Genomic DNA, 24,262 nt, shown 5'->3' on the forward strand with positions numbered 1-24,262 from the left:
ATGTGTCGTCCTTTGATCCGTCGTGCCGCCGGTCAAAGACCGTTCACCGGCACCTTGAGATAGGCCACGCCGTTGTCTTCGGGCTCTGGCATCTGACCCGCGCGCATATTGACCTGCAGGCTGGGAATGATGAGCCGCGGCATATCAAGCGTCGCATCGCGGGCCTCGCGCATGGCGACGAAGTCTTCGCGCGACCGACCGGCCCCGACATGCACATTCAGCGCCCTTTGCGCGCCGACCGTGGTTTCCCAGGCATAGACCTCGCGCCCCGGCGCCTTGTAATCATGGCCGACAAAAATCCGCGTCCTGTCGGGCAGGGCAAGGATCTTCTGGACCGAGTCATACATGACCTCGGCCGATCCCCCGGGAAAGTCGCAGCGCGCCGTGCCGAAATCCGGCATGAAAAGCGTGTCGCCCACAAAGGCCGCATCGTCGATGACATAGGTCAGGCAGGCCGGGGTATGGCCAGGGGTATGCAAAACCTTGCCCCGCAAACTGCCGATCTCGATTACATCGCCTTCGCGGAAGAGCCGGTCAAACTGCGATCCGTCACGCCGGAACCGCGTGCCTTCGTTGAAGACCTTGCCGAAGGTGTGCTGCACCACCGTAATCTGATCGCCGATCCCGATCAGGCCGCCCAGTTGTTCCTGAATATAGGGCGCGGCGGACAGATGGTCGGCATGGACATGGGTTTCGAGAATCCATTTCAGATCAAGATTTTGGTCGCGCAGAAAGGCGATGACCGCATCCGCCGACCGTGTATCCGTCCGCCCTGAGGCATAGTCGAAATCCAGCACGGAATCGATGACCGCCGCAGCCGTGCCTGTCGGATCCTGCACGACATAGGTGATGGTATTGGTCGCCTCATCGAAGAAGGCGGTCACAATCGGCGCCATGGCATACCTCGGGTTCAAGCTGTGTCTTTGATATAGGGGTGCCCTATTGCATTGCAAGGTTTGAATATGATCGCAGCGCCGTGGGCTTGACCTCGATCAAGGTCTTGGGGGCCGGAAGGGCCTAGAAAAGCGGGGCGACACAGGAGGACGTGACATGACCCCCATCACCGAACGCAAAGCCCAGCTTGAAACGCGCCTGGCCCAGCTTCAGGACCGGCTCAGCCAGATTGAGGCCGAACTGGACAGCCATGAAGCCAAGGATTGGGAAGAGGCCGCGACTGAGCGCGAGGGCGATGAAGTGCTGGAGGGGATGGGTCTGTCCGGCCTGCAGGAAATCCGCATGATCGAGGCCGCGCTGCAGCGCATTGCCCAAGGCGAATACGGGTTCTGCGCCAAATGTGGCGCGCAGATCGCTGAACAGCGGCTGGATGTGCTGCCCTTCACGCCGTTCTGCCACAGCTGCGCGCAGTGAGAGGACCAGCCATGACCCAGAAACAGTCTCTGTCCGCCGCTCCGGTGCCGCCGGTTGCATTGACCGCCCTGCTGGAGGAGATGCGCGCGCTGATGTGCATTCTGCCTGCGCGTTCCATGGGCGGTGTGACGCCCGGCCGGGCCGAGGATCTGGCCTGTGATCTGGATGTGGCGATGGAAGCCGGTTTTGACGATCTGCCGATCTGACCGGGCATAAGTCTTCGGAAATCCAAGAAAAAGTGACCGGCTCTGGTACCGGTGTCCAAGGGGCGGGATTGCAAACCGCCCCGTTTCGATTCTTACTTGCGCAAAGCAGGGGGGAAAGCGGATGGCGGGGCTGGACGGCGCGCAGGTGACGCGGGAGGATCAGGGCAACGTGGCCGTATTGCTGCTGGCCGCGCCGCCCCGGTTTCAACCGGGGGCCGCGCTATGGCAGGATCTGGCTGCGGCGGTCGGGCGCGCCTTGGCGGACCCGCATATCGCGGTGGTGCTGATCCGTGCGGCGGGGCGTGGTTTTCCGGTCTGGACAGAGGGCGCGAACCCCGGTGCGGGCGCCGCACGGCAGGCGCTGTCTGATCTGTGCCGTCTGGTCGAAACGGCGGAAAAGCCCGTGGTTGTGGCGCTGCACGGCCTTGCCGTCGGGCCGGTTCTGGAACTGGCGCTGGCAGCCCCGGCGCGCATTGCCGATGCAGGCGCGCGGATCGGCCTACCGGACGTCACGCTCGGCCTCTTGCCCGGCGCGGGGGGGACGCAGCGCCTGCCCCGGCTGATCGGCGCGGAACAGGCGCTGCGCCTTTTGTTGACCGGGCGCGGCATTTCCGCGGCCGAGGCGCTGGCGCTTGGCCTTTTGGACCGCGTGGTCGAAGAGGCGCTGCCTGACGCCGCTCTGGCCATGGCGCGCGATCTTGCGGGGCGTCGTTTGACCGCGACCCGCGATCGGCGCGACGGGCTGCGCGACGGCTTGGTCTATCAGCGGGCCGTGGCGGCCGCCCGCAGCCGGCTGGAAGGATCACGCCTGCCTGCCCCGGGCCGCATCGTTGATTGTGTGGAGGCGGCGCAGCTTTTACCTTTCGAGCAAGGCCTGGTCTATGAGGCGACCGCCTTCGAAGATCTCTGTGCCACGCCCGAAGCGGCGGCCCTGCGCCATGTGCAACTGGCCGAACGGCTTGCCGCGCGGCTTCCTCCGGCTGCGGTGGTTCCGGGCGTGCAGGCCCGCCCCTTGCGCCGCGTGGGCTTTCTGGGTGCCGCGGCCGCGGACCTGACGCTGCCTGTGCTCGCGGCGGGGGGCGAGGTGGTCCTGGTGGACCCGCACCGGCCGCAGCTGGTGCAAGCGCTGGAAAAGATTGCAGCACTTCAGGAAAAATCCGTGGCTGAGGGCAAGCTTTCGCCCGAGCGGCGCGAGGCAGACTGGGCGCGGCTGGGGTCCGCGCTGGGGGCGGCGGCCCTGGCCGATTGTGACGCGGTTCTTGTGACCGACGCGGCCCTGATGGCCGAAGTTGCCGAGGCGACCAGCCCGGGCTGCCTTCTGGCCTTTGCCGGGCGCGGGGCGATTTCCGCCCATGGCCGGGCGGCAGATATGCTGGGCTTTCGGGCGGGCGGCGGCCGTTTGGCCGAGATTGTCGCCGGCCCCGAAACCTCGGGCGGGGCGCTGCTGACGGCGCGGGCCTTGGCACAGATGCTGGGTAAGACCGTGCTTTTCAGCCGCGCGCCGGGCGGCGTGGGCGGGCGGATCATGGGCGCAGGGCGTGCCGCTGTGGCCCATCTGGTGCAGCAGGGCGAGGCCGAGGATCATATCGCCGGTGCGCTGGCTGGCTTTGGTCTTGCCGCCCTTGCCCCCGTGGGGGCGGTGCTGCGCGGGGCCGTGCCGCAGCGGACCGCCGAACGCATCTTGCAGCGCGTGCTTTCGGCCATGGCGAATGAGGGCGCGCGCATTCTGGGCGCAGGTCTGCTGCGCTGCCCGGCCGAGGTGGATTTCGCGCTGATTGCGGGGCAGGGGTTTCCACGCGGGCAGGGCGGGGTCATGCATTGGGCCGATCGGCGCGGCCTGCTGATCCTGCGCCGCGACCTGCAGGAATGGCAGGAAGAAGCGCCCGAAATCTGGGGGCTGGCGCCATTGATTTCCGATCTGGTGGCGACGGGGCGGCGGCTTGCCGACCTCGACGACGCCGTGTCAGGATAACAGGATCCCGCTGACCACGATCATCAGACCCAGCGCCGAAATACCGAGCGCCCCCATGTTCAGCAGCACCACGCGCTGAAGGCGAAGCCGCATTTCCTCATCGTTGGTGGACGTCGACCGGGCCTTGAGCGCCAACAGGATGCACCAGATCAACCCGGCAATCCCTGCGAGCGAGACAACGGCCCCGACCCCGATCAACCAATCCATCACCATGCGGTCGTCCCCCGTTATCCTGTCATGTCCGGCGGCTCTGGCGGCCGCCCTGTGCCCTTGCCACCGGCAAGATTATGTGCAGGCTCGCCCCATCGGCGGACCGTTGAACCGGGGTAGCCTACCCGGCGGCCCGCTGGCAAGAGTGCAATGGTACACAAGGGAAAAAGCCCGGCATGAGCGATCAGACCACCGTGACGGAAATCGAAACGGCGCGCGCCGCGATGGATGCCCTGCCAGAGGCGGGTCTGGACCTGCTGTTCCGCAAGGCGCATACCCATAATGGCTGGTCCGACCGCCCGGTCGATCCCGCCGATCTGGAGCGGATCGTCGATCTCGCGCGGATGGCACCCACGGCGATGAATTGTCAGCCGCTGCGGGTGATCTTTGTCACCTCGGCCGCCGGAAAGGCCCGGCTGGAACCTTGTCTGGCCGAAGGCAACCGCGCCAAGACCATGGCCGCCCCGGTGACGGCGATCCTGTGTTGGGACCGTGATTTCTGGCTGAACATGCCGGATCTGGCGCCCCATATGGCCGATCCGACCGGCCCCTTCCGCGACAAGCCCGAGGCGCAGGCCCAGGCGGCGCGGCTGAACGGCACCTTGCAGGCGGGCTATTTCATCATGGCCGCGCGGTCGATCGGGCTGGATTGCGGACCGATGGGCGGGTTCGACAAGGCCGGTATCGCGGACGCCTTCTTCGAGGGGCGCAACTGGGAGGCCAATATCCTTGTCAACCTTGGTCACGGCGATCCGGCCGCGGTGCGCCCGCGGGCGCCTCGGCTTGAATTCGCGCGCATGGCGCAGGTGGTCTGAGCGCTGCTCTTGATCCGCCCGGCCCCCCCCGCTAGGGAGAGGCAACGCATCCCGCGATACGAGGCCAAGATGAACACGACGACCGATCCCTACAACGTCACCGCCGACGAGCTGCGCCAGTTCATCGAGCGCTTCGAACAGCTTGAGGCGGAAAAGAAGGACATCACCGAACAGCAGAAAGAGGTGATGGCCGAGGCGAAGGGTCGGGGCTATGACACCAAGGTCATGCGCAAGATCATCGCGCTGCGCAAGCGCAAGGCCGATGACATCGCCGAAGAGGAAGCGATCCTCGAGCTGTACAAGCAGGCGCTGGGGATGAACTGATCCCTCAGCGGGACGGTGACGGCGGGGCCCGCGGGCCCCGTTTGCATGAAAGGTGGGCAGAAATGACAGAACTTTTGCTGATCCATAGCGGCGGCACCATCGGCATGGTGCCCGGCCCCGAGGGGCTGACGCCCAAGGCAGGGCTGCTGGAAAGCCATGTCGCCGCGCGCCTGCCGGAAGGGGTGACGCTGCGGACCCATGCCTTTGACCCGCTGCTGGACAGCGCCGAGGTTGGCCCCCGACAATGGAACCTTTTTCTCGATCTCATCGAGGCTCATCCGGATATGCCGGTGATCCTGACCCATGGCACCGATACCATGGCCTTCACCGGGGCCGCGCTGACGCAGGCGCTGGTCGGAACGGGGCGGCGGGTGGTGCTCTGCGGGGCGATGCATCCGCTCGATCAGGGCGGCGATGCCGAGGGGAACCTTGACCTTGCGCTGCAGGCCGTGCTGGCAGGCGGGGTGGGGGTGGATCTGGCCTTTGCGGGCCGCCTGTTGCCCGCGGCGGGGCTGGTGAAACATGACAGCCACGCAGAGGATTCCTTCCGCAGCCAGCCGCAGGCGCCGGCGGGCGTGCCCGCGCATCGCCGCTTTGACGGGCGCAGGCTTGCGGTGCTGACGCTGACACCCGGCTTGCCCGCCGCCGCCCTGCGCGCCGCGCTGGCCGAGCTGGATGGCGCCGTGCTGCGCGTTTTTGGGGCAGGGACGGTGATGTCGGATGCGGCGCTGCTGCAGGTGCTGGCCGATGCGGCCGCCGCGGGCAAGCGCCTGCGCGCCGTCAGCCAGTGCGAGGCCGGGGGGCTGGAACCCGGTGCCTATGCCGCGGGCGCAGCCCTCTGGGCCGCCGGGGTCGAAAACGGCGGCACTGACACGCCCGAGGCCGCGCTGATCCGTCTCTGGCTGGCCTGACCGCTCAGGGCGTCAGGCAGATCACGCCCGGCAGCGTGGCGATATAGGCCATGTCACGTTCGTAGGTTTCGGTCATCTGCGCGACCATGTCTTCGGTCCAGCCGGGCAGGGCGAAGGTCATCTCGATCCGCTCCGGCTGGGCGAATTTGTCCAGAAAGGCCGAAACCACGCGCCGCCGCTGTCCCACGGTCTGCGGCGGATGGGTGGCCATATAGGCCGCCATGCGGCGCATGCCGTCGGCGGTCATCAGAGTGGCAAGCAGATCTTCTTGCCCCTCCAGCGTCTGATCGGGGCCATGGCCGCCCACGGCCTGCAGCACCTCGGGCCAGATCAGGGGCGTATCCTCATCGGCCCAGACGGTGATCGGCACGCCGGGATTGCGTTCCAGCAACTGCTCGATCAGGTCCGACCAGCGCAGCGCCATCGGATCGGTCCCTTCGATGAATTCCCCGTAGTCGCGCCCGCGCTGACGGCTGTGCAGATCGGGCAGAAAGGTCGCCGGATTGCGCAGGGCGATGTGGAATTCGGCCTCCATATCGGGGAAGATGCGGGTGATGGCGCGCATCCGGTCGCCCCCGGTGCGATAAAGCTGCCGTTTCACCGCCCAGGCGGGGAAGGAGAGGAAGTTCTCCCAGCTCAGTACCAGGCGGTCGCGCGGGCTGTCGGGGTCGAGGATCTGGTCCAGCACCTGCTGCTGCATCTCGGCGCTGGCGACCTGACCCTTGAGCTTGATGGCCGTATCCCGGATCAGGTTGCGATAGCGCCCGGGTTCCGGCACCGCGATTCCCTGCGCCGCCAGCATCGCCGCATTGCGATAAAGCGTCCGGACCAGCCGGTCGTCATCGGTGCAATGCACGCCCAGGTGATACGCGATCCGCATGAATGAACTGCCCGTCGTTGTTGGTCTTTCCCGCGGACTATAAGGGCTTTTCTGGACAGTTAAACCGCTTTCCTGTAGGCAAGGCCGCATCATGGCTGACCAAAACGCTCAACATGCGCCGCTGCGCGCCCGCCGCCGCTGGGTCGGCCTTCCCGATGGCTGGACTCTGACCGCGGCGGTTATCGGGATCATCGTGCTGGCGCCCATCGTCTCGGTCGTCTGGATCGCCTTTCACCCCACCGAAAACATCTGGCCGCATCTGATGGCGACGGTGATGCCGCGCTATATGGCCGCGACGCTGACGCTGATGCTGGGCGTCGGGGTGCTGACGGCGGCCGTGGGGACGGGGGCGGCCTGGCTGGTCACGCTCTACCGTTTTCCGGGGTCGGGGTGGCTCACGCATGCGCTGCTCTTTCCGTTGGCGGTTCCGGCCTATGTGGGCGCCTATGCGGTTGTGGATTTTCTGGATTTTTCGGGGGCGGTGCAAGTTGCGCTCCGGGCGGCGACCGGCTGGGCCACGCCCGCGGATTACTGGTTCCCCGAGGTGCGGTCTCCCGGCGCGGCGATTCTGGTGCTGGCTGCGGCCTTCTACCCCTATGTCTATCTTCTGGCCCGCGCGGCCTTCCGTGAACAATCGGGTGGCAGCTATGAGGTCGCGCGCGCCCTCGGCGCCGGGCCTTGGGGGGTGTTCTTCCGGGTCGGCCTGCCGCTGGCGCGGCCCTCGATCGCGGCGGGCGTGGCGCTGGCCATGATGGAGACCGTGGCCGACTACGGCACCGTCACCCATTTCAGCGTGCAGACCCTGACGACGGGCATCTTCACCACCTGGCTGACGGCCGGGAACGCCGGTGGTGCGGCGCAGATCGCAGGGGTGGCGCTGACCGTCATCGTGCTTCTGCTGGCGGCGGAACGCATCGGCCGCCGCCGCGCGCGTTTCCACGGATCGGCGCGGCAGATGCGCCCGGTGGTGCCGCAGCCCCTGACGGGCTGGCGCGCAGGGCTGGCAAGCTTGTTGTGCTTCCTGCCCTTCGGCTTTGGTTTCGTGCTGCCCGTCTCGGTGATGGCGGGGCATGCGCTGCGCAACCCGCAGGCCTGGATCGCGCCGGGGCTGTTTGCCGCGCTGAAGAACACGCTGGTGGTAGGCGGCACGGCGGCGGTGCTGACGGTGACGGCGGCGGTTCTTCTGGTCTACGGCCTTCGGATGGGCGGGCGCGGCCTGCCGCGCTGGGTGCTGCCGGTGACGGCGCTTGGCTATGCCGCGCCGGGGGCGGTGCTGGCGTTGGGCCTGCTGATCCCGCTTGCGGCGCTGGATCACCGGCTGGCCGACGGGGTGCTGGCGCTGACGGGGTGGGACCCGGGCCTCATGCTCACCGGGACGGCGGCGGCGATTGTGCTGGCCTATGTCGTGCGGTTTTTCGGCATCGCACAGGGCGCGGTCGATACTGCCTTCGGTCGGATTTCCCCGAACCTGCCGCTGGCCGCGCGGGCGCTTGGCCGCCCCATGGGCGCCGTCCTGCGCGAGGTCTATCTGCCGATGATGCGCGGCTCGGTCGGCATGGCGCTGCTGGTGGTCTTTGTCGATTGCGTCAAGGAACTGCCCGCCACGCTGCTGCTGCGCCCGTTCAACTTCAATACGCTGGCCACCCGCACGCAAGAGCTTGCCAGCCTTGAAAAACTGGGCGAGGCCGCCCCCGCCGCCCTGCTGGTCGTCGCCGTCAGCCTGATCGCCGTGGGCGCCATGGCACGGGTCGAGGCAAAGCGCCGCTGACGCCACCCGAGGGGCGGATTTATCCCGGACTGTCGATCTGCAAGGAAAATGGTGCCCCCAGAGGGGCTCGAACCCCCGACCCCCTGATTACAAATCAGGTGCTCTACCAGCTGAGCTATAGAGGCAGGTGATGCTTCTTACCCTTCTCGCGCCCGTCGCACAAGACGGTCTGGCGCAGGAGGGGGTGGCTTTTCTTTTTCGTCATCTTTCGTCAGACTGGCGCAAAGGCGAAATGGCCGCGGGAAGTGGGGGCAGGATGCGAAAGCCGGGCATGGCAGAGCTGGCAGAGGCGGCGGGTGTGTCGCTGGCCACGGTGGATCGCGCGCTGAACGGGCGACAGAAGGTCAAGCCTGATACGCTGGCCCATATCGCCGCGGTCGCGCGGTCGATCGGGCATCCGGCGGCGCATCGACTGGGCGGGGTGCGGGTCGAGGCGGGGGAGCTGCCACAGGTGCGGCTGGGCGTCGTGCTGCACAAGCAGGGGCAGGATTTCTACCGCGCCTTTGCCGATACCCTGCATCGGGCCGTTGCGGCCGAACCTTCGGTCGAAGCGCGGCTGCACCTTGAATTCTCCGGCTCGCAATCTCCTGCCGACATGGCCGGGGCGATCCGGGGCATGATCGGGCGCTGCGATGTGGTGGCCGCGACGGCCGTCAACCACCCCGAGGTGACCGAGGCGGTCGAGGAGGCGGCGTCCAAGGGGCTGCGTGTCGTGGCGCTTTTGTCGGAATTTGCGGCGGGGGTGCGGCAGGGCTATGTCGGGCTCGACAATCGCAAGATGGGCAGCACGGCGGCCTGGATGATCAGCACTGCCGCGCGTGAGGCGGGGACGGTAGCGATTTTCGTGGGCGGGCATCGCTGGCATGGCCACCAGTTGCGGGATGAAGGCTTCCGCAGCTACTTGAAAGACCGTGCGCCGCAGCTCAAGCCCCTGGAAACGCGGGTCAATCTGGAAACGCGGCAGCTGACCTATGATGCGACGCGGCAGCTGTTGAAACAGCATGCCGATCTGCGCGGCATCTATATCGCGGGCGGGGGGATGGAGGGCGCGATTGCCGCCCTGCGCGATGCGGGCGCGGGCGGGCGTGTGGCGCTGGTGGTCAGCGCGCTGACCCCGGATTCGCGCCGGGGTCTGGCCGAGGGGCAGGTGACGCTGGTCATTGACACGCCGCTGGATCTGCTGTGCCGCCGCCTTGTCGCCCGCATGGTCGAGATCGGGCTGACGGGGGCCACGGATTACCCCGAGGTCGATTTCCTGCCCCCCGCGCTGTTCATTCCTGAGGCGTTGTAGCCGGTTCCGCCGCCGCCCCGCGCGGCAGGCGCCAGACCTGCCCGGCGGTCAGGCGCTGCCAATCATCCGCCGCGCCGTCGGGCCAGATCATGCGGACCTCGGCCTCGGTCGCGGCACCAAGGCCGAAGTGCTGCGGGGCAAGCTGACCCGACCCGTGGCCGCCGCCCACCAGAATCTCGCGCCGCTGGGTCACGCCATTGGCGCGCACCTCGACCCAGCCATTCACGGCATGAAGGTTCGGCGCGGGCTGGCGCGGGTCCAGCGCGATCCAGTTGGCAGGTGCGGCTTCGGGCGCAAGGCCGGTGTTGCGCCAGATTTCGGTCGGACCATTGCGGTTCACCACCACCAGATCCAGCCAGCCATCGCCATTCAGATCAACCACTGCGCCGCCGCGCGCCTGCAGCATCGAGGCCACGCCCGCCGCCTCGCCCGCTTCATAAAAGGTGCCATCGGCACGTTGCAGCAGCAGGTTGTTCGGGTCTTGCTGGGCGAAATCCGGCATGGCCGAGACATTCCCCTTGGCGATGAACAGATCGGTGCGGCCGTCGTTGTTTACATCTTCAAACTGCGGATGCCAGGCGGTCGAGGGGTGGATGTCGCCGCCCATATAGGGCCGTTGGGCATGGACGCCACGCGCGAAGGCCACGTCGTCATAGCGCGGCAGCAGCGGTGAATCGCCGGGGTTTTTCAGGGCCTGCAGCTTGTTGTCGGCCATCGAGGTCAGGAAATATTCCGGCAGGCCGTCCATGTTGAGGTCATGGCTGGCAATGCCCATGCCCCAGATCCGCAGGCGCTGCCAGCCCTCGCCCTCGGTATAAAGCCGGGGTGGCTGGCCGGGGTCCAGATGCCAAAGCTGTTCCTGCCCGCCCTTGTAATATTCGCGGTCGTTCGACACCCGCAGGGCCGGGCGGCCGCTGCGGTTCCAATCGGTGAAGAGGATCGACAGCGCGCAGAATGAGGGGCTGAGTGCAATCGGCGCGCCGTAGCGCGTCCCCTCTGGCCGGTGCAGCCAGTTGTCGGTGCAGGACCCCCAGGGAAATGCCTCCTCGCCCGGATCAATGTAATTGCCGACGGCAAGGGTGGGCAGGCTCTGCCCTGCCTCCCATGTGGCGGCAAAGGCGGTGGACCAGGCCTGACCGCCGTCAAAGCCCCAGGCTTCATTCGCGCGTTCAAAGCGGCACGCGCCAAGGCCGCGCAGCAGCACGTTTTCGCCCTGCCGCATCACCGCGAGATCGGTCTGACCATCACTGTCGAAATCCAGCGGCCAGGCGCCGGTGACGCCGGTCAGTTCGGCACCGCTGTCAATCTTGTGGAAGGCCAGCCCGTCGATGCTGTCATTGCGCCAGAGGGTTGCGGGTGCGGTGCCGCCGGCCAGAAACAGGTCGGGCTGCGCGTCGCCCGAACAGTCGAAGGCGGCCACCCCGCCACCCACCATATATTCCCATTCGCCGGTAAAGCTGTGCGTCAGGCCGCCCGTGTCCGGCACAAAAACCGGGACGGCCGGGTTTTCTGCCAGCGCCGGGGTTGCGGCGAGAAGGAGCGAAAGCGAAAGGCGCATCATTGGAAGGTCACCAGACGGTTGACGGCGGCGCCGACGCAGGCGCCCTGTTCCAGCCCCCGTTCGATGGCCGACCGGAAATGGATGCCGCCGTAAAGGCGGGACACCGCGGCCTCATCAGCGGCGGCGGCAAAGCTGGAGAAGCTGCGGACGGGCAGGCCGTCATCCTCATGCGTGGCATCGTCAAAGGCAAAGTTTTCGCCAAAGATCGCGGTCAGCACCGCCGCCGCCGCGCCCGACTGGCTACTGTGGCCTGACGGATATTCCGGGAAGGGGGGCGTGATCAGAAGCGGCTCCCAATCCTTGTCGATGACGCGGCGGATATAGGTGACGGGGCGCAGCAGATCATATTGGTATTTCGTCTGCCAGCAGGCGATGAAGGCATCCGAGATGGCGATGCCCAACCGCGCCAGCGCATCAGCCAGCCGGTCCACCGGAAGGGCATCACGGTCAGCGATTTCCAGCAGGATGGAAATCCAGTGCCCCGGCGGGGTGGGGGACAGCATCGGATCATCCGACCAGAACCGCGCAATGATCTTCTGTTCCGGGGTCAGGTTGCGGACGGTTTCATAGACCTCGACCGCTTCGATGTGGAACGGTGAACCCGGCTCTTCGCTATAGGCGGGCGGGGCGGCCAGGCCGCAGGCATCGGCGCGCGCCATGGCCATGGGGCGGTTTGACGCCCAGGACGGCAGAAGCGGTGCCTGCTGTTGCACGATCTTGGAGGTGGGCACCCAATGGGCAGGCCCGTCTGTCAGGCTCCATTCCAGCGGGAACCCCATGTTCTCGATGGTTTCCCCGCCATCGTCGCGCGCCCAGGCAATGATATGCAGGGCCACGTCGCGCCCATGTTCCAGGCTGCGGGTCAGCGTATCCGGGGGCAGCCCTTCGCCCGCCAGTTCGGCCAGCCGCGTCTCCATCGCGCGCATGGCACGTTGCCCGGTGGGGCCGGTATTGCCGAAGTAATGCTTGATCGCCACGGTCAATGCCCCATGCAGGGCTGCGGCAGGATCGGCGCCTTCGGCCGTGTCCGGGGCAGGGGGCGGCGTCAGCGCCGTGACCTGCCCTGCGAGGCTTTTGCGTGCCGCAGGGGCAAGGCCCGCCAGCACCTCCCAGGCCGTCAGGCCGAGGCAGGCAAAGGCCCGTGCCGCCACCGGGGGCGAATAGGTCGCGGTATGGCGCACCAGTTCCAGCACCAGCCGATACCAGGTTTGCAGCACCTGCCCGGCCACGGCATCCCGCGGATGGGCGGGTGCCGCAAGGGTGGGAAGGGGGGCAAGCGCCGAAAGCAGCAGGCCGGTCACATGGCGGCGGGTCAAGAACATGAAGGCTCCTCGGTGGCGCCCGTCAGGGGGCGCGGGACCGAGGATTGCCCGCTTTGTCCCCTTGCGTCAAAGGGGTTTGTGCAGATCGGCGGCGCAAATTGTTTGCGCTATCAGCGCCGCGCCGCCGCAGGATCAGACAAAGGCCAGATCGTCGCGCAGCGCGGCGAGCGTCATGTCCTCGACCACCAGCCGGTCCCCTTGACCGAAGTCGAAAACCACCTGCGTCCCAAGCTGCACAGCCCGCGCCATGGCCTGCGTGACCGTCGAGACGCCAAGACCCAGCAGACGCAGGGTATCGACGTCATCGGCAAAGCCCCGGATCGTGTCGGCATCGCCACCGCGGCGGAAGATCAGCTGATCCTGCCCGAGGCCCCCGTCCAGAATGTCGGTCCCTGCCTGGCCATCCAGCACATCATTCCCCGCTTCGCCCATCAGCCTGTCAGCGCCGGTTCCGCCAAAAAGGCGGTCATGGCCCGCCCCGCCCCAGATCGTGTCATTCCCCCCAAGGCCGGACAGGGCATCGGACCCGCCCATGCCCAGCATGACATTGGCCAGGCCGTTGCCGATCAGGCTGTTATTCGCCGCCGATCCGGTAAACCGCAGCGCATTCGACCCGAGCGTGAGGGTGAAATTTCCGTCATCGGCGCCGTTTCCTTCAACTTCGAGGAAATAGGCCCCGGTGCGGGTGGGGGTGAAGCGGATGGTCGCATTGGTCGCGTCATAGCCATAGGATACCGACATCTGCGCGCCATCGTCATCCAGCAGGCGCAGGATGCGGTTCGACAGGTCCGAAGCGGTGCCGCCCCGTGCCAGCGACAGGGTATAGTCTCGCCCGGCCACCAGATTGACGCGGAGCCAGTCGCTGTCCTCGGCCACGTCGATGCGACCGCTGATCCGTTCGCCTTCCAGCACCGCGCCCGTGGTCAGTCTGTCATTGCGAAGCGTGTCGGTCGCGATCGAGCGAACAACATAGGCCCCGGTGTCATCGTCATCAATATTGCCGGCCTGCAGGAAATAAAGCCCCCCGGTTTGTGCGGTCCAGTTCAGGGTGACGTTCGGGGCAGAGCTGTTTGCGCCATATTCGAGGAGCGCGCCATCTGCGTCGCGCAGATAGAGATCGGGGTCAGGATGGGCAGCATCGCCGCGGCCGGCAATGGTAAAGCCATAGGTCAGACCCGCCCGCAGCGACAGGCGAAACCAGTCGGTATCATAAGGGGCATTGATCGACGACATCGCATTGCCATTCGCGGCAAGGCTGGCGGTCGAGCTGGCATTCCCGGCGATGGTGTCGGACATCATCGCCTGAATACGATAGCTGCCTTCAGCTTCGTCATCGGCATTGTAGTCGTCCACCACCACGTAATAGGTGCCGCCCTGTGCGGGAAGGAGCGTGGCCACGCCGCCCACATAAGACGTGTCCATCACGGCGCCGCTGCTGTTCACGATCCGGATACGCCCATCATCGACCGATGTGGCCGATCCGTCGCCCGTCAGGCCGAAGCCATAGGTCATGCCCGCTGTCAGCGAGACGCGAAACCAATCGGTGTCGTTCGACTGTGCGAGGCTTGCCGCGCGCGATCCGCTGGCCGCAAGAACGGCGCCTGTGGCGGCACTGTTGGCCACATCATCCGTCATCCGTGCGTCGATCGTGTAACGGCCCTCGGCGGCATCTTCGGCATAGCTGTCGCTGACGACGACATAATAGGTCCCGGCCTGCGCCGTGGACCAGTTGATACGACCCCCGTCACGGTCATAGGTCAGGCGTGCGCCCGAGGCATCATAAAGCGCGATCTCCATGTCGGCGCCCGACCCTGCGGCGGCGGTCAGGCCAAAGTCATAGCTGCGATCGGCTGCAAGCGTCACGCGGAACCAGTCGCGGTCGTTCGACTGGCCCAGCATCGCGGTGCGCGTGCCGGTCTGCAGGCTGGCGGTGGTGGCGTCGCTATTGGCAAAATCGTCGTTCATGAGGGCATTGATCGTATATTGCCCTTCGGACGCGTCTTCGCTGTAGGTGTCGCGCACGACCAGATAGAAGGTTCCGGCGGTTTCAGGGGTCCAGTCGATCACGTCGCCGTCGACGTCATAGGTCAGCCGCTCGCCCAAGCTGTCATAAAGCGCGATTTCCATATCGGCAGAAGGTCCGGCTGCAGCCTGCAGGGCAAAGGCATAGGTGCGATCTGCAGCCAGGGTCAGGCGGAACCAGTCGCTGTCATTCGACTGGCCCAGCGTGCGGGTGATCGACCCGGTCGCCGTGATGGCTGCGGTGGTCGACATGCCGCTTGTCACATCGTCGTTCACACGCGCGCTGATGGCATAGCCGCCCTCGGCAATGGCGCTGTTGTAGCTGTCTGCGACCGAAACGAAATAGGTGCCAGTTTCGGTCGCGGTCCAGGATACAAGATCGCCGTCCTGATCGTAATCCAGCGACTGCCCAAAGGAATCGCGGATGTCGATCTGCATGAAAACCGGCTCGGCCATCAAGGCGGACAGGCGGAAATCATAGGTGTATCCGGCGGTCAGCGTGATGCGGTACCAATCCTGATCACCGCCGATTTCGAGGTCACCGAAGGTGGTTCCCGATGGGGCCAGCGTGGCGAGGCTGCCAATTCCGCTTGCGATATCGGCCATGAAAGACTCTCCCTTTTGCACTCATGAATGAATGCGGGATCGCCTATAGGTTTTGTCGCGCCAAGAAAAGTGGATCCTTGCGCCGCCTGCGGGATCAACCGTCAGAGCCGGGGCTTTTGCAGAACATCTCATAGACCATGCCGATCGCGGTGGCGACCTTGGGGTCCTGGATGGAGTAATACATGGCCTTTCCGTCGCGCCGGCAGCTGACCAGACCCTCCAGCCGCAGCCGGGCCAGCTGCTGGCTGATCGCGGCTTGGCGGGACGACAGCAGATGCTCCAGCTCGGTCACCGATTTCTCGCCCGATTGCAGATGGCACAGGATCATCAGCCGCCCCTCATGCGCCAAAGCCTTGAGAAAGGCCGCTGCGGCCGTGGCCTGGGCGGTCATCTCATCGGTTGGCAGCGCGCCGCAGGCTTCGGTGGCTAGGGTGACGGTTTCGAGGGTCATGGGGCTATCCATGGTTTTATCTGCATGACAAGATATGACAGAGGCGGCCAAATTCCAATGCGGGCCTCATGTCGCAGGCTCAAATCCGCCATAGACGCCCTGGCTGAACACAAGGGGCGCGCCGCTGGTCTGGGCAAAGCGCAGGACGCGCCCCACCACGATCAGATGATCGCCCCCGTCATGTGTGGCATGCTGTTCACATTCGAACCGCGCCAAGGCATCGGGGATCAGCGGCACGCCTTCCGGGTTCACCGCAGCGTCGAGCCCGTCAAACCCCGCGCCCCCGCGCGCAAAGCGCCCGATCAGCGGCATCTGATCGCGGCCAAGGATATGGATTGCATAGTGTTTTGCGGCCGCAAAGGTCGCAAAGCGCGACGAGGACCGCGCGGGCGACCACAGCACCAGCGCCGGGTCGAGAGAGACCGAGGCAAAGCTGTTGGCGGTAAAGCCCATCGGGCCTTCGGGGCCGGTGGTGGTGACGATGGTGACGCCGGTGGCAAACCGCCCCAGCGCGTCGCGCAGGGCGCGCAAGTGCTGCGGGTCCGGGGTCATCACGATATCTTTCATCTTCGGGGTCTTTCTGCTGCGCGCCTTGGCCGTTCATGCGATATAGCGCCGCCATGAGCAAGATCGAGCCATCCGTCCGATGCTTTGTGGGGGCAGGGCTTTCCGGGGGCAGGGCGGCCCGCTATCCAAGGTCCGTCACAGGGTGCGGAGGTGCGGAATGCTGGTGGCCTATCGGGCGGAAAACGGGCGGATGCTGCCGGGGGCAGATCCGGCGCAGGCGATCTGGATCGATCTGGCCAGCCCGGATGCCGCTGAAACCGCCACCGTGGCCGCCCTGGGGGTCGAGGTTCCAAGCCTTGCCGACATGGAAGAGATCGAGGTTTCGAACCGCCTTTATCATGAGGATGACGCCCATTACATGACCGTGGTGATGAGCGGCCAGACCCCCGCGGGGGCGCGCATCTCGGGTCCGGTGACGTTCATCCTGCGGCCCGAGCGGCTGGTGACGGTGCGCCATCACGCGCCGCGCCCTTTTGAAACCTATGCCCCCCGTGCGGGCAAAAGCGGGGCGGGCTGCGGCAGCCCGGCTGCGGTGTTCCTGGGGCTTATCGAGGAAATCATCGGGCGGCAGGCAGACCATTTGGAAGAGGCGGGCCGCGCATTGGATACCGTATCTTCGACGATCTATGCCGCCGACCCTGCCCGCCGCGGGCAGGACCGGCTGCAGATCAGCCTGCAACGCATTGGCCGCGAAGGGGAAATGCTGTCGCGCGTGCGGCTTTCGCTTCTGACGCTGACCCGCGCCGTGGTGTTCTTTCAACACCTGCCCGCCGCGCGTGGCATGGCCGATCTGGCGGCGGGCCTGTTGCAGGATCTGCAGGCGCTTGAGGTGCATGCCGATTATCTGGGCTCGCGCGTGGCCTTGGCCTCGGACACCACGTTGGGGATGATCGATCTCGCGCAGAATGATACGGTTCGCATCGTCTCGGTCCTTTCGGCGCTGTTCCTGCCGCCCACGCTGATTGCAAGCATCTACGGGATGAACTTTGCCCATATGCCGGAACTCGCGCAAAGCTGGGGCTATCCGGCGGCGCTGGTTGTCATGGTTGCCTCGGCGGTGATCACCTGGGCCTATTTCAAATGGAGACGCTGGCTATGATCCTTGCCAATGCCGATCTGGTGTTGCCCGATCGGGTCATGCGCGGTGCCTTGCACCTTGAAGGTGGCCGGATCGTCGCGCTGACTGAGGGGGCCGGGGTGCCCGCGGGCGCCGAGGATTGCGGCGGCGATCTGGTGATGCCGGGCCTGATCGAGCTGCATACGGACAATCTGGAACGCCATATTGAGCCGCGCCCCAAGGTGAAATGGCCCCATCCTCCCGCCATTCTTGCCCATGACGCAGAACTTGCGGGCTGCGGCATCACCACGGTCTTTGATGCGCTGCGGGTGGGATCGCTGCCCAGCCGGACCAAGGGCAATTACGCCGAATATGCCCGCGGGCTGGCGGATGAGATCCTCGATCTGCGTGCGGCGGGGGTGCTGAAGATCAGCCATTTCCTGCATCTGCGGGCCGAGCTTTGCTCCGAAACGCTCGAGGCCGAGCTTGCGCGCTTTGCCCCGCAGGATGGCGTCGGCATCATCAGCCTGATGGACCACACGCCGGGGCAGCGCCAGTTCCGCGATCTGGATCAGCTGCGGACCTATCTTTTCGGCAAGTACGGCTTCACCGAGGCCGAATTTGCCGCCCATATTGCCGACCGTCAGGTGATTTCCGCCCGGCTTGGCGCGGCGCATGAACGGGCGGCGGTGGCCACGGCGCAGCGGCTTGGCGCGCGGCTGGCCAGCCATGATGACACCACCGCCGCCGATGTTGCCCGGTCCGCGCAGCACGGCACCAGCTTTGCCGAATTCCCCACCACGCTTGAGGCGGCGGCGGCCTGCCGCGCTGCGGGCATTGCGGTGATGATGGGGGCGCCGAACCTGATCCGCGGTGGATCGCATTCTGGCAATGTCTCGGCCGAGGTGTTGGCACAGGCGGGTCTGCTGGACATCTTGTCCTCGGATTATGTTCCGGCGGCGCTGCTGGGGGCGGCCTTCCGGCTGGCCGATCTTTGGGGCGATCTGCCGCGCGGGTTGGCCACGGTGACGGCGGCGCCCGCGGATGCGGCGGGGCTGGCAGATCGCGGGCGGCTGGCGGTGGGGCTGCGGGCCGATGTGATCCGCCTTGCCCGCCACCATGGCCATCCGCTGCTGCGCGGGGTTTGGGTCGCGGGCGCGCGGGTGGCCTGAAACGGGCAGCCAAAGCGACATTTCGCGTCGCCGTCCGCCAATCTGCGGGCGGGGACGCGCGCTAGGCTGGGGCCTGATGATGGATTGCAACCAAGGGATTGTCATGCGCCTGTCCGCCTTCACCGCCCCCGGCCGCTTCTGGCGCGGCAACCTGCACACCCACTCCGACCGTTCGGACGGGGTGCTGTCGCCCGAAGAGGTCTGCCGCCGCTACCGGGCCGAGGGCTATGACTTTCTCGCCCTGACCGATCACTTCGTCGGGCGCTTCGGCTATCCCATCGTGGATACCGTTCCCTACCGGACCGAGGGCTTCACCACCATTCTGGGGGCGGAACTCCACTCGGGCCCCATGCAGAACGGCGAGCTGTGGCATATTCTGGCCGTGGGCTTGCCGCCTGATTTCGCGCCTTCACAGTCGCCCGATTTCTCGGTCCATCCGGGCATGGAAACCGGACCCGAGATTGCCGCCCGCGCCGTGGCGGCGGGGGCCTTTGTCGCCATCGCCCATCCGCAATGGTCGGGCCTGACGCTGGCCGATGCCCGCAGCATCACCGCCGCCCATGCGGTCGAGATCTATAACCACGGCTGCGCCAATGGCTGCGACCGTCCCGACGGGTTTGCCATCGCTGATCTGCTGCTGTCCGAGGGGCGCCCCCTGACGATGATCGCGACCGACGACGCGCATTTCTACGAACCCGACCATTTCGGCGGCTGGGTCATGGTCAAGGCCGAGGAAAACACGCCCGAGGCGCTGCTGGCCAGCCTGAAGGCCGGGACCTTCTATTCCACCCAAGGCCCCGAACTGCGCGATGTGGTGATCGAGGATAACCGCGTCATCGTCGAAAGCTCGGCCGTGGTGTCGATGATCGTGCAGGGGCAGGGGACGGCGGCCAAGGCGGTACATGGGCATTCCATGACCCGGTCAGAAATGCCGCTGGATCGCTTTGCCAATTCGCCTTGGCTGCGCGTGACGGTGATGGATGCGGCGGGCAAGCGGGCGTGGTCGAACCCGGTCTTCCGGTAAAGGATCACGGCCCCAGATCGACCAGCTGCAGATAGCTGCGCCCATGGGCCGAGGGTTTGACGGCATAGGGCGCGGCCGCCGGCAGGGGCGGCGCAGCCGGGCTTGGCGGCAGGATCACAGGCTGTTTCAGCGCCCGAAGTTCTGATTGCCCAAGCGTGAGGCGCCGCGGTGCGCGGCCAAGCTCCCCCGCCACTGTCAGCCCGCCAAGCGCCATTTCGCCCCGCCCGCCATCGCCCGCCAGCGGCAGCATCAGCAGCCGCCCCCGCAGCGGCGGGCGCCCCAGCCCGGTTTCGCAGCCCAGATCGGCCTCCAGCACCGCAGGGCGCAGGAAGCACTGGTCGGTCAGCCTGGCCAGACGCGCCCGCGCCATCGGATCGAACAGCGCCGAGAGTGGCATGCCCCGCGCCTCCATCCCCAGCAGATGGGTGAAGGTCATGCCTGCAATCCGCAGCCGCGCGACCCCCGGCCCGATGCGTTCCACCAGAAAGGCTGCGGCCAAGGCCCCGGAAATGCCTGCAGGGTGGATGTCGGCCCGCGCGGGCAAGGCATCGCCCCGACGCAGCCCTTCCCAATAGGCGCGCAACTGCGCCAGCGGCGCGCGGATTTCAGTCTCGTTGATCTGATCGACGGTCATCCGAACCTCCCCCCGTTCACGCCCCGACCTGTCAGACCGTTGCCAGCACGCGGCCTTTGCGCCATGGTCCCACTATACCCCGCACCGCGCCCTTCCGGGACCGGAAAGTGAATGAATGGTAAACGCGCCCCCGGCGCACCACCCCCGCAAGGAGAAGACGCATGACCATCTCGATGACCGGGTTTGCCGCCCGCAAGGGGCAGGGGGCGGGCGCCAGCTGGACCTGGGACATGCGGTCGGTCAACGGCAAGGGGCTGGACCTTCGCCTGCGCGTCCCCGACTGGATCGACGGGCTGGAACTCGCCCTGCGCGGCGAACTGGCCCGTGCGCTCAGCCGCGGGAATGTAAGCCTCACCCTGCGCGTGACCCGCGAAGGCACCGAGACCGAGGCGCTGCGGCTCAATCACGTGGCGCTCCGGGCGGTGCTGGGCGCCCTTGGCACGGTCGAGGCCGCAGCCCTGCAGGCCGGGGTCACGCTGGCCCAGCCCACCCCCGCCGATGTGCTGACCTTCCGCGGCGTGGTCGAGGCGGGCAGCGCGGATGAAGACACCACCCCCCTGCGCGCCGCCATTCTGGCCGATTTGCCGGGGCTTCTGGCCGATTTCAACGCGATGCGTGCGGCGGAAGGCGCAGCTCTCCGGACCGTCATCGGGGCGCAGATCGACCGCGTCTCGGCCCTGCGGGCCGAGGCCGCAACCGCCGCCGAAGGCCGCCGCGGCACGCAGTCCGATCTGCTGCGCGCCCAGCTTGCCCGCCTGATGGAGGCCGCCGATACGCTTGACCCCGGTCGCCTCGCGCAGGAACTGGCGCTGCTGGCGGTCAAGACCGATGTCACCGAAGAGCTTGACCGTCTCTCCGCCCATGTCGCCGCCGCCCGCGCCCTGCTGGCCGAAACCGGCCCCGTGGGCCGCAAGTTCGATTTCCTGATGCAGGAATTCATGCGCGAGGCGAATACCCTCTGCTCCAAGGCGCAGGACATCACGCTCACACGGATCGGGCTTGACCTCAAGACAGTGATCGACCAGATGCGGGAACAGGTTCAGAACGTGGAATGATCATGACGCGCAAGGGTTTGCTGCTCATCCTCTCCTCGCCCTCGGGCGCGGGGAAATCGACCTTGGCCAAGCGGCTGATGGAGTGGGATCCGACCCTGCGCTTCAGCGTATCGGCCACCACCCGCGCCCCCCGGACAGGCGAAGAGGACGGGCGGGAATACTACTTCAAGACCCGGTACGAGTTTGAATCCATGGTCGCCGCAGGCGAGATGCTGGAACATGCCGAGGTCTTCGGCAATCTCTACGGCTCGCCCAAAGGGCCGGTCGAACAGGCCATGGCCGCAGGGCGTGACACGCTGTTCGACATCGACTGGCAGGGCGGCCAGCAGATCCGCTCCTCCAGCCTCGGGCGCGATGTCGTGTCGATCTTCGTGCTGCCCCCCTCGATCGGGGAACTGGACCGTCGCCTGCGTGGCCGCGCCCAGGACAGCGAAGAGGTCATCGCCGGCCGCATGGCCAAAAGCCGCGACGAAATCAGCCATTGGGCGGAATATGACTATGTCATCATCAACCGAGACGTGGATCACGCCTTCGAGGAACTGGTGACCATCCTCAAGGCCGAACGGATGCGCCGCGACCGCCAGCCCGGCCTGTCGGATTTCGTGCGCGGCCTGAACCGGGAGTTTGAAGCCAGATGATCTATGCACTTGACGACATCGTCCCAGACATCGACCCGACTGCCTGGGTCGCCCCCGATGCCAATGTGATCGGCAAGGTCGTGCTCGAGGCCGGATCCTCGGTCTGGTTCGGCACCACACTGCGTGGCGATAACGAAGAAATCCGCCTCGGCCGTGACAGCAATATCCAGGAAAACTGCGTCCTGCATACGGATCTTGGCTATCCGCTGGTGATCGGCGCCTCTTGCACCATCGGCCACAAGGCGATGCTGCACGGCTGCACCATCGGCGAAGGCAGCCTGATCGGCATGGGCGCGACTGTCCTGAATGGTGCCCGTATCGGCCGTGGCTGCCTGATCGGCGCCGGGGCTCTGATCACCGAAGGCAAGGAAATCCCGGATTTCAGCCTTGTGATGGGCGCCCCGGGCAAGGTGGTCCGCACCCTGGATGAGACCGCGCAGGCCCGGCTTCTTGCCTCTGCCGCGAGTTACCGTGCCAATGCCGCGCGCTTCCGCCAAGGGCTCAAGCCCATCGCGGGATGAGCGGCCGGGGCAGGGGGCTGTCTGCCCCCCGCGGCGCTTCGCGCCTTCCCCCCGAGGATATTTGCAGACAGAAAATGGGGGCAGCGGCTCTTTTTCTTTTTCTGTCTTGAAATATCCTCAGGGGGTGAGCCCCGGAGGGGCGAGGGGGCGCGAGCGCCCCCTTTCTATTCAGCCGAGGATGCCGGGCAAGCGCAGGCCGTGATCCTGAGCGCATTGACGCGCCGTTTCATAGCCCGCGTCGGCATGACGCCAGACGCCCGAGGCAGGGTCGTTCCAGAGCACGCGTTCGAGGCGGCGGGCGGCTTCCGGGGTGCCGTCGGCGACGATCACCACGCCTGAATGTTGCGAGAAGCCCATGCCCACGCCGCCGCCGTGGTGCAGGCTGACCCAGGTTGCGCCGCTGGCGGTGTTCATCAGCGCGTTCAGGAGGGGCCAGTCGCTGACCGCGTCGGAGCCGTCGCGCATGGCCTCGGTCTCGCGGTTGGGGGAGGCGACTGAGCCGCTGTCGAGGTGGTCACGTCCGATGACGATGGGGGCTTTCAGTTCGCCCTTTGCCACCATCTCGTTGAACATGAGGCCGGCGCGGTGCCGGTCGCCCAGGCCGATCCAGCAGATGCGGGCGGGCAGGCCCTGGAAGGCGATCCGGTCGGCAGCCATGTCGAGCCAGCGGTGCAGATGCGTATTCTCGGGGAAGAGCCTTTTCATTGCCGCATCAGTCTTGGCGATATCTTCGGGGTCGCCCGACAGCGCGACCCAGCGGAAGGGGCCGATGCCTTTGCAGAACAGCGGGCGGATATAGGCGGGGACGAATCCGGGGAAGGCGAAGGCCTGTTCCAGCCCTTCGTCCCTGGCGACCTGGCGGATGTTGTTGCCGTAATCCAGCGTCGGCACCCCGGCCTGCCAGAAGGCGACCATGGCTTCGACCTGGGTTTTCATGCTCTGGCGGGCGGCGGCTTCGACCGCGGCGGGCTCGCTTTCCTGCCGTGCGCGCCAGTCGGCCACCGTCCAGCCGGCGGGGCAATAGCCGTGGAGCGGATCATGGGCGCTGGTCTGGTCGGTCACGATATCCGGGCGGCCGTTGGGCAGGCTGCTGTCGCCCGCCTGCATGCGGCGGAGGATTTCGGGGAAGACCTCGGCCGCATTGCCCAGAAGGCCCACGGATTTGGCCTCGCCCTTCGCGGTCCAGTCTGCGATCAGGGCCAGCGCCTCATCCAGCGTCTGGGCCTTGGCATCGAGGTAGCGTGTCCGCAGGCGGAAATCGATGCGCGTCTCATCGATCTCGACCGCAAGGCAGCAGGCTCCGGCCATGACGGCGGCAAGGGGTTGCGCCCCGCCCATGCCGCCCAGCCCCCCGGTCAGGATCCATTTGCCGGTCAGATCACCGCCATAATGCTGGCGCCCGGCCTCGGCGAAGGTTTCGTAGGTGCCCTGCACGATGCCCTGGGTGCCGATGTAGATCCAGGACCCGGCGGTCATCTGGCCGTACATCATCAGGCCCTTGCGATCGAGTTCGTTGAAATGATCCCAGGTCGCCCAATGCGGCACGAGGTTCGAATTGGCGATCAGCACGCGCGGCGCATCCGTGTGGGTCCGTACGATGGCAACGGGTTTCCCCGATTGCACAAGCAGCGTCTCATCGGCCTCAAGGTCACGCAGGGCGGCGCAGATGCGGTCGAAATCCTCCCAGCTGCGGGCGGCACGGCCGATGCCGCCATAGACCACCAGCTCATGCGGGTTTTCCGCCACATCGGGGTGGAGGTTGTTCATCAGCATGCGAAGCGCGGCCTCGGTCTGCCAGGTCTTGGCCGTCCGTTCCGGTCCGGTCGGGGGGTAGATGTCGCGCAGGTTGTGACGGCTGTTCAGGGGGCGGTTCATGGTGGCCTCCGG

24 protein-coding genes and 1 tRNA gene are annotated in these 24,262 nt (G+C 66.5%); 14 read left to right on the forward strand and 11 right to left on the reverse strand.

Annotated elements, in window-relative coordinates; all coding sequences use genetic code 11:
• Nucleotides 1-32: 32 nt before the first annotated feature.
• Nucleotides 33-896 (reverse strand): MBL fold metallo-hydrolase, encoded by an 864-nt coding sequence (locus tag IE101_RS00345; protein ID WP_189631824.1) that lies wholly within the window; start codon nucleotides 894-896, stop codon nucleotides 33-35.
• A gap of 154 nt (nucleotides 897-1,050) precedes the next feature.
• On the opposite strand from IE101_RS00345, the gene IE101_RS00350 reads away from it, so the two are divergent.
• The 3 genes from IE101_RS00350 (at nucleotide 1,051) to IE101_RS00360 (ending at nucleotide 3,546) form a co-directional block, all read left to right on the forward strand.
• Nucleotides 1,051-1,368 carry a TraR/DksA family transcriptional regulator gene (locus IE101_RS00350; protein ID WP_189631825.1) on the forward strand — a complete coding sequence of 106 codons (318 nt, stop codon included), beginning with the start codon at nucleotides 1,051-1,053 and terminating at the stop codon, nucleotides 1,366-1,368.
• Between the two features lie 11 nt (nucleotides 1,369-1,379).
• On the forward strand, nucleotides 1,380-1,574 hold the full coding sequence (locus IE101_RS00355) for a hypothetical protein (protein ID WP_189631826.1): 195 nt from the start codon (nucleotides 1,380-1,382) through the stop codon (nucleotides 1,572-1,574).
• A gap of 121 nt (nucleotides 1,575-1,695) precedes the next feature.
• Nucleotides 1,696-3,546: an enoyl-CoA hydratase-related protein gene (locus tag IE101_RS00360; RefSeq protein ID WP_189631827.1), complete on the forward strand. Its 1,851-nt coding sequence runs from the start codon at nucleotides 1,696-1,698 to the stop codon at nucleotides 3,544-3,546.
• Here IE101_RS00360 and IE101_RS00365 read toward each other — a convergent pair.
• Nucleotides 3,538-3,759 carry a hypothetical protein gene (locus tag IE101_RS00365; protein ID WP_373296030.1) on the reverse strand — a complete coding sequence of 74 codons (222 nt, stop codon included), beginning with the start codon at nucleotides 3,757-3,759 and terminating at the stop codon, nucleotides 3,538-3,540. The genes IE101_RS00360 and IE101_RS00365 overlap by 9 nt on opposite strands.
• Nucleotides 3,760-3,932: 173 nt before the next feature.
• On the opposite strand from IE101_RS00365, the gene IE101_RS00370 reads away from it, so the two are divergent.
• The 3 genes from IE101_RS00370 (at nucleotide 3,933) to IE101_RS00380 (ending at nucleotide 5,806) form a co-directional block, all read left to right on the forward strand.
• Nucleotides 3,933-4,571 carry a malonic semialdehyde reductase gene (locus IE101_RS00370; protein WP_229803978.1) on the forward strand — a complete coding sequence of 213 codons (639 nt, stop codon included), beginning with the start codon at nucleotides 3,933-3,935 and terminating at the stop codon, nucleotides 4,569-4,571.
• Nucleotides 4,572-4,640: 69 nt separating this feature from the next.
• Nucleotides 4,641-4,895: a DUF2312 domain-containing protein gene (locus IE101_RS00375; protein WP_189631828.1), complete on the forward strand. Its 255-nt coding sequence runs from the start codon at nucleotides 4,641-4,643 to the stop codon at nucleotides 4,893-4,895.
• A gap of 62 nt (nucleotides 4,896-4,957) precedes the next feature.
• Nucleotides 4,958-5,806, forward strand: a complete 849-nt coding sequence (locus IE101_RS00380) for an asparaginase domain-containing protein (protein ID WP_189631829.1) — start codon at nucleotides 4,958-4,960, stop codon at nucleotides 5,804-5,806.
• Between the two features lie 4 nt (nucleotides 5,807-5,810).
• On the opposite strand, the gene IE101_RS00385 is transcribed toward IE101_RS00380, so the two are convergent.
• The gene (locus tag IE101_RS00385; protein WP_189631830.1) at nucleotides 5,811-6,686 is read right to left on the reverse strand and encodes a hypothetical protein; all 876 of its coding nucleotides are present in this window, start codon (nucleotides 6,684-6,686) and stop codon (nucleotides 5,811-5,813) included.
• A gap of 91 nt (nucleotides 6,687-6,777) precedes the next feature.
• Here IE101_RS00385 and IE101_RS00390 point away from each other — a divergent pair, with 91 nt between their 5' ends.
• On the forward strand, nucleotides 6,778-8,454 hold the full coding sequence (locus IE101_RS00390; protein ID WP_189631831.1) for an ABC transporter permease: 1,677 nt from the start codon (nucleotides 6,778-6,780) through the stop codon (nucleotides 8,452-8,454).
• Between the two features lie 49 nt (nucleotides 8,455-8,503).
• On the opposite strand, the gene IE101_RS00395 is transcribed toward IE101_RS00390, so the two are convergent.
• Nucleotides 8,504-8,579, reverse strand: a tRNA-Thr gene (locus IE101_RS00395).
• Between the two features lie 146 nt (nucleotides 8,580-8,725).
• Between IE101_RS00395 and IE101_RS00400 the strand changes: the two genes are divergently transcribed.
• Nucleotides 8,726-9,745, forward strand: coding sequence for a LacI family DNA-binding transcriptional regulator (locus IE101_RS00400; protein WP_189631832.1), 1,020 nt, complete (start codon nucleotides 8,726-8,728; stop codon nucleotides 9,743-9,745).
• Here the strand turns inward: IE101_RS00400 and IE101_RS00405 are convergent.
• From IE101_RS00405 to IE101_RS00425, 5 genes are all read right to left on the reverse strand, one after another.
• On the reverse strand, nucleotides 9,726-11,306 hold the full coding sequence (locus IE101_RS00405) for a CRTAC1 family protein (RefSeq protein WP_189631833.1): 1,581 nt from the start codon (nucleotides 11,304-11,306) through the stop codon (nucleotides 9,726-9,728). The two genes, IE101_RS00400 and IE101_RS00405, sit on opposite strands and share 20 nt — an antisense overlap.
• On the reverse strand, nucleotides 11,303-12,628 hold the full coding sequence (locus tag IE101_RS00410) for a vanadium-dependent haloperoxidase (protein ID WP_189631834.1): 1,326 nt from the start codon (nucleotides 12,626-12,628) through the stop codon (nucleotides 11,303-11,305). Before IE101_RS00410 ends, IE101_RS00405 begins: the two co-directional genes overlap by 4 nt.
• 132 nt (nucleotides 12,629-12,760) lie before the next feature.
• Nucleotides 12,761-15,256: a pre-peptidase C-terminal domain-containing protein gene (locus IE101_RS19710; RefSeq protein WP_229803979.1), complete on the reverse strand. Its 2,496-nt coding sequence runs from the start codon at nucleotides 15,254-15,256 to the stop codon at nucleotides 12,761-12,763.
• Between the two features lie 94 nt (nucleotides 15,257-15,350).
• Nucleotides 15,351-15,707, reverse strand: a complete 357-nt coding sequence (locus IE101_RS00420; RefSeq protein WP_189631835.1) for an ArsR/SmtB family transcription factor — start codon at nucleotides 15,705-15,707, stop codon at nucleotides 15,351-15,353.
• 66 nt (nucleotides 15,708-15,773) lie between these two features.
• Entirely contained in the window at nucleotides 15,774-16,274 is a 501-nt protein-coding gene (locus IE101_RS00425) for a flavin reductase family protein (RefSeq protein WP_189631836.1), read from the reverse strand.
• Nucleotides 16,275-16,431: 157 nt separating this feature from the next.
• On the opposite strand from IE101_RS00425, the gene IE101_RS00430 reads away from it, so the two are divergent.
• The 3 genes from IE101_RS00430 to IE101_RS00440 all read left to right on the forward strand — a co-directional run bounded on the left by IE101_RS00430 (nucleotide 16,432) and on the right by IE101_RS00440 (nucleotide 19,527).
• On the forward strand, nucleotides 16,432-17,373 hold the full coding sequence (locus IE101_RS00430) for a magnesium transporter CorA family protein (RefSeq protein ID WP_189631837.1): 942 nt from the start codon (nucleotides 16,432-16,434) through the stop codon (nucleotides 17,371-17,373).
• Entirely contained in the window at nucleotides 17,355-18,503 is a 1,149-nt protein-coding gene (locus tag IE101_RS00435; protein WP_189631838.1) for an alpha-D-ribose 1-methylphosphonate 5-triphosphate diphosphatase, read from the forward strand. The genes IE101_RS00430 and IE101_RS00435 overlap by 19 nt, the downstream gene beginning before the upstream one ends.
• 103 nt (nucleotides 18,504-18,606) lie before the next feature.
• Entirely contained in the window at nucleotides 18,607-19,527 is a 921-nt protein-coding gene (locus IE101_RS00440; RefSeq protein WP_189631839.1) for a CehA/McbA family metallohydrolase, read from the forward strand.
• Between the two features lie 4 nt (nucleotides 19,528-19,531).
• On the opposite strand, the gene IE101_RS00445 is transcribed toward IE101_RS00440, so the two are convergent.
• Nucleotides 19,532-20,161, reverse strand: coding sequence for a PAS domain-containing protein (locus IE101_RS00445; RefSeq protein WP_189631840.1), 630 nt, complete (start codon nucleotides 20,159-20,161; stop codon nucleotides 19,532-19,534).
• A 161-nt stretch (nucleotides 20,162-20,322) separates the two neighbouring features.
• Between IE101_RS00445 and IE101_RS00450 the strand changes: the two genes are divergently transcribed.
• From IE101_RS00450 to IE101_RS00460, 3 genes are read left to right on the forward strand one after another with little or no spacing between them, the layout of a single operon-like run.
• Entirely contained in the window at nucleotides 20,323-21,216 is an 894-nt protein-coding gene (locus IE101_RS00450) for a YicC/YloC family endoribonuclease (protein WP_189631841.1), read from the forward strand.
• Between the two features lie 2 nt (nucleotides 21,217-21,218).
• Complete coding sequence (gene gmk / locus IE101_RS00455; protein WP_189632695.1) at nucleotides 21,219-21,854, forward strand: guanylate kinase; 636 nt, start codon at nucleotides 21,219-21,221, stop codon at nucleotides 21,852-21,854.
• Nucleotides 21,851-22,375 (forward strand): gamma carbonic anhydrase family protein, encoded by a 525-nt coding sequence (locus IE101_RS00460; protein ID WP_189631842.1) that lies wholly within the window; start codon nucleotides 21,851-21,853, stop codon nucleotides 22,373-22,375. Before gmk ends, IE101_RS00460 begins: the two co-directional genes overlap by 4 nt.
• A gap of 168 nt (nucleotides 22,376-22,543) precedes the next feature.
• On the opposite strand, the gene hutU is transcribed toward IE101_RS00460, so the two are convergent.
• Nucleotides 22,544-24,250, reverse strand: a complete 1,707-nt coding sequence (gene hutU, locus IE101_RS00465; protein ID WP_189631843.1) for a urocanate hydratase — start codon at nucleotides 24,248-24,250, stop codon at nucleotides 22,544-22,546.
• Nucleotides 24,251-24,262 lie beyond the last annotated feature (12 nt).

The organism is Gemmobacter lanyuensis, from assembly GCF_014652355.1.
Classification (GTDB): Bacteria; Pseudomonadota; Alphaproteobacteria; order Rhodobacterales; family Rhodobacteraceae; genus Gemmobacter; species Gemmobacter lanyuensis.

What these genes read in the sequence shown, in the direction of transcription:
- IE101_RS00345 (WP_189631824.1), bottom strand. Translation starts at nt 896, where the DNA reads ATGGCGCCGATTGTGACCGCCTTCTTCGATGAGGCGACCAATACCATC.
- IE101_RS00350 (WP_189631825.1), top strand. Translation starts at nt 1,051, where the DNA reads ATGACCCCCATCACCGAACGCAAAGCCCAGCTTGAAACGCGCCTGGCC.
- IE101_RS00355 (WP_189631826.1), top strand. Translation starts at nt 1,380, where the DNA reads ATGACCCAGAAACAGTCTCTGTCCGCCGCTCCGGTGCCGCCGGTTGCA.
- IE101_RS00360 (WP_189631827.1), top strand. Translation starts at nt 1,696, where the DNA reads ATGGCGGGGCTGGACGGCGCGCAGGTGACGCGGGAGGATCAGGGCAAC.
- IE101_RS00365 (WP_373296030.1), bottom strand. Translation starts at nt 3,759, where the DNA reads ATGGTGATGGATTGGTTGATCGGGGTCGGGGCCGTTGTCTCGCTCGCA.
- IE101_RS00370 (WP_229803978.1), top strand. Translation starts at nt 3,933, where the DNA reads ATGAGCGATCAGACCACCGTGACGGAAATCGAAACGGCGCGCGCCGCG.
- IE101_RS00375 (WP_189631828.1), top strand. Translation starts at nt 4,641, where the DNA reads ATGAACACGACGACCGATCCCTACAACGTCACCGCCGACGAGCTGCGC.
- IE101_RS00380 (WP_189631829.1), top strand. Translation starts at nt 4,958, where the DNA reads ATGACAGAACTTTTGCTGATCCATAGCGGCGGCACCATCGGCATGGTG.
- IE101_RS00385 (WP_189631830.1), bottom strand. Translation starts at nt 6,686, where the DNA reads ATGCGGATCGCGTATCACCTGGGCGTGCATTGCACCGATGACGACCGG.
- IE101_RS00390 (WP_189631831.1), top strand. Translation starts at nt 6,778, where the DNA reads ATGGCTGACCAAAACGCTCAACATGCGCCGCTGCGCGCCCGCCGCCGC.
- IE101_RS00400 (WP_189631832.1), top strand. Translation starts at nt 8,726, where the DNA reads ATGGCAGAGCTGGCAGAGGCGGCGGGTGTGTCGCTGGCCACGGTGGAT.
- IE101_RS00405 (WP_189631833.1), bottom strand. Translation starts at nt 11,306, where the DNA reads ATGATGCGCCTTTCGCTTTCGCTCCTTCTCGCCGCAACCCCGGCGCTG.
- IE101_RS00410 (WP_189631834.1), bottom strand. Translation starts at nt 12,628, where the DNA reads ATGTTCTTGACCCGCCGCCATGTGACCGGCCTGCTGCTTTCGGCGCTT.
- IE101_RS19710 (WP_229803979.1), bottom strand. Translation starts at nt 15,256, where the DNA reads ATGGCCGATATCGCAAGCGGAATTGGCAGCCTCGCCACGCTGGCCCCA.
- IE101_RS00420 (WP_189631835.1), bottom strand. Translation starts at nt 15,707, where the DNA reads ATGACCCTCGAAACCGTCACCCTAGCCACCGAAGCCTGCGGCGCGCTG.
- IE101_RS00425 (WP_189631836.1), bottom strand. Translation starts at nt 16,274, where the DNA reads ATGAAAGATATCGTGATGACCCCGGACCCGCAGCACTTGCGCGCCCTG.
- IE101_RS00430 (WP_189631837.1), top strand. Translation starts at nt 16,432, where the DNA reads ATGCTGGTGGCCTATCGGGCGGAAAACGGGCGGATGCTGCCGGGGGCA.
- IE101_RS00435 (WP_189631838.1), top strand. Translation starts at nt 17,355, where the DNA reads ATGGAGACGCTGGCTATGATCCTTGCCAATGCCGATCTGGTGTTGCCC.
- IE101_RS00440 (WP_189631839.1), top strand. Translation starts at nt 18,607, where the DNA reads ATGCGCCTGTCCGCCTTCACCGCCCCCGGCCGCTTCTGGCGCGGCAAC.
- IE101_RS00445 (WP_189631840.1), bottom strand. Translation starts at nt 20,161, where the DNA reads ATGACCGTCGATCAGATCAACGAGACTGAAATCCGCGCGCCGCTGGCG.
- IE101_RS00450 (WP_189631841.1), top strand. Translation starts at nt 20,323, where the DNA reads ATGACCATCTCGATGACCGGGTTTGCCGCCCGCAAGGGGCAGGGGGCG.
- gmk (WP_189632695.1), top strand. Translation starts at nt 21,219, where the DNA reads ATGACGCGCAAGGGTTTGCTGCTCATCCTCTCCTCGCCCTCGGGCGCG.
- IE101_RS00460 (WP_189631842.1), top strand. Translation starts at nt 21,851, where the DNA reads ATGATCTATGCACTTGACGACATCGTCCCAGACATCGACCCGACTGCC.
- hutU (WP_189631843.1), bottom strand. Translation starts at nt 24,250, where the DNA reads ATGAACCGCCCCCTGAACAGCCGTCACAACCTGCGCGACATCTACCCC.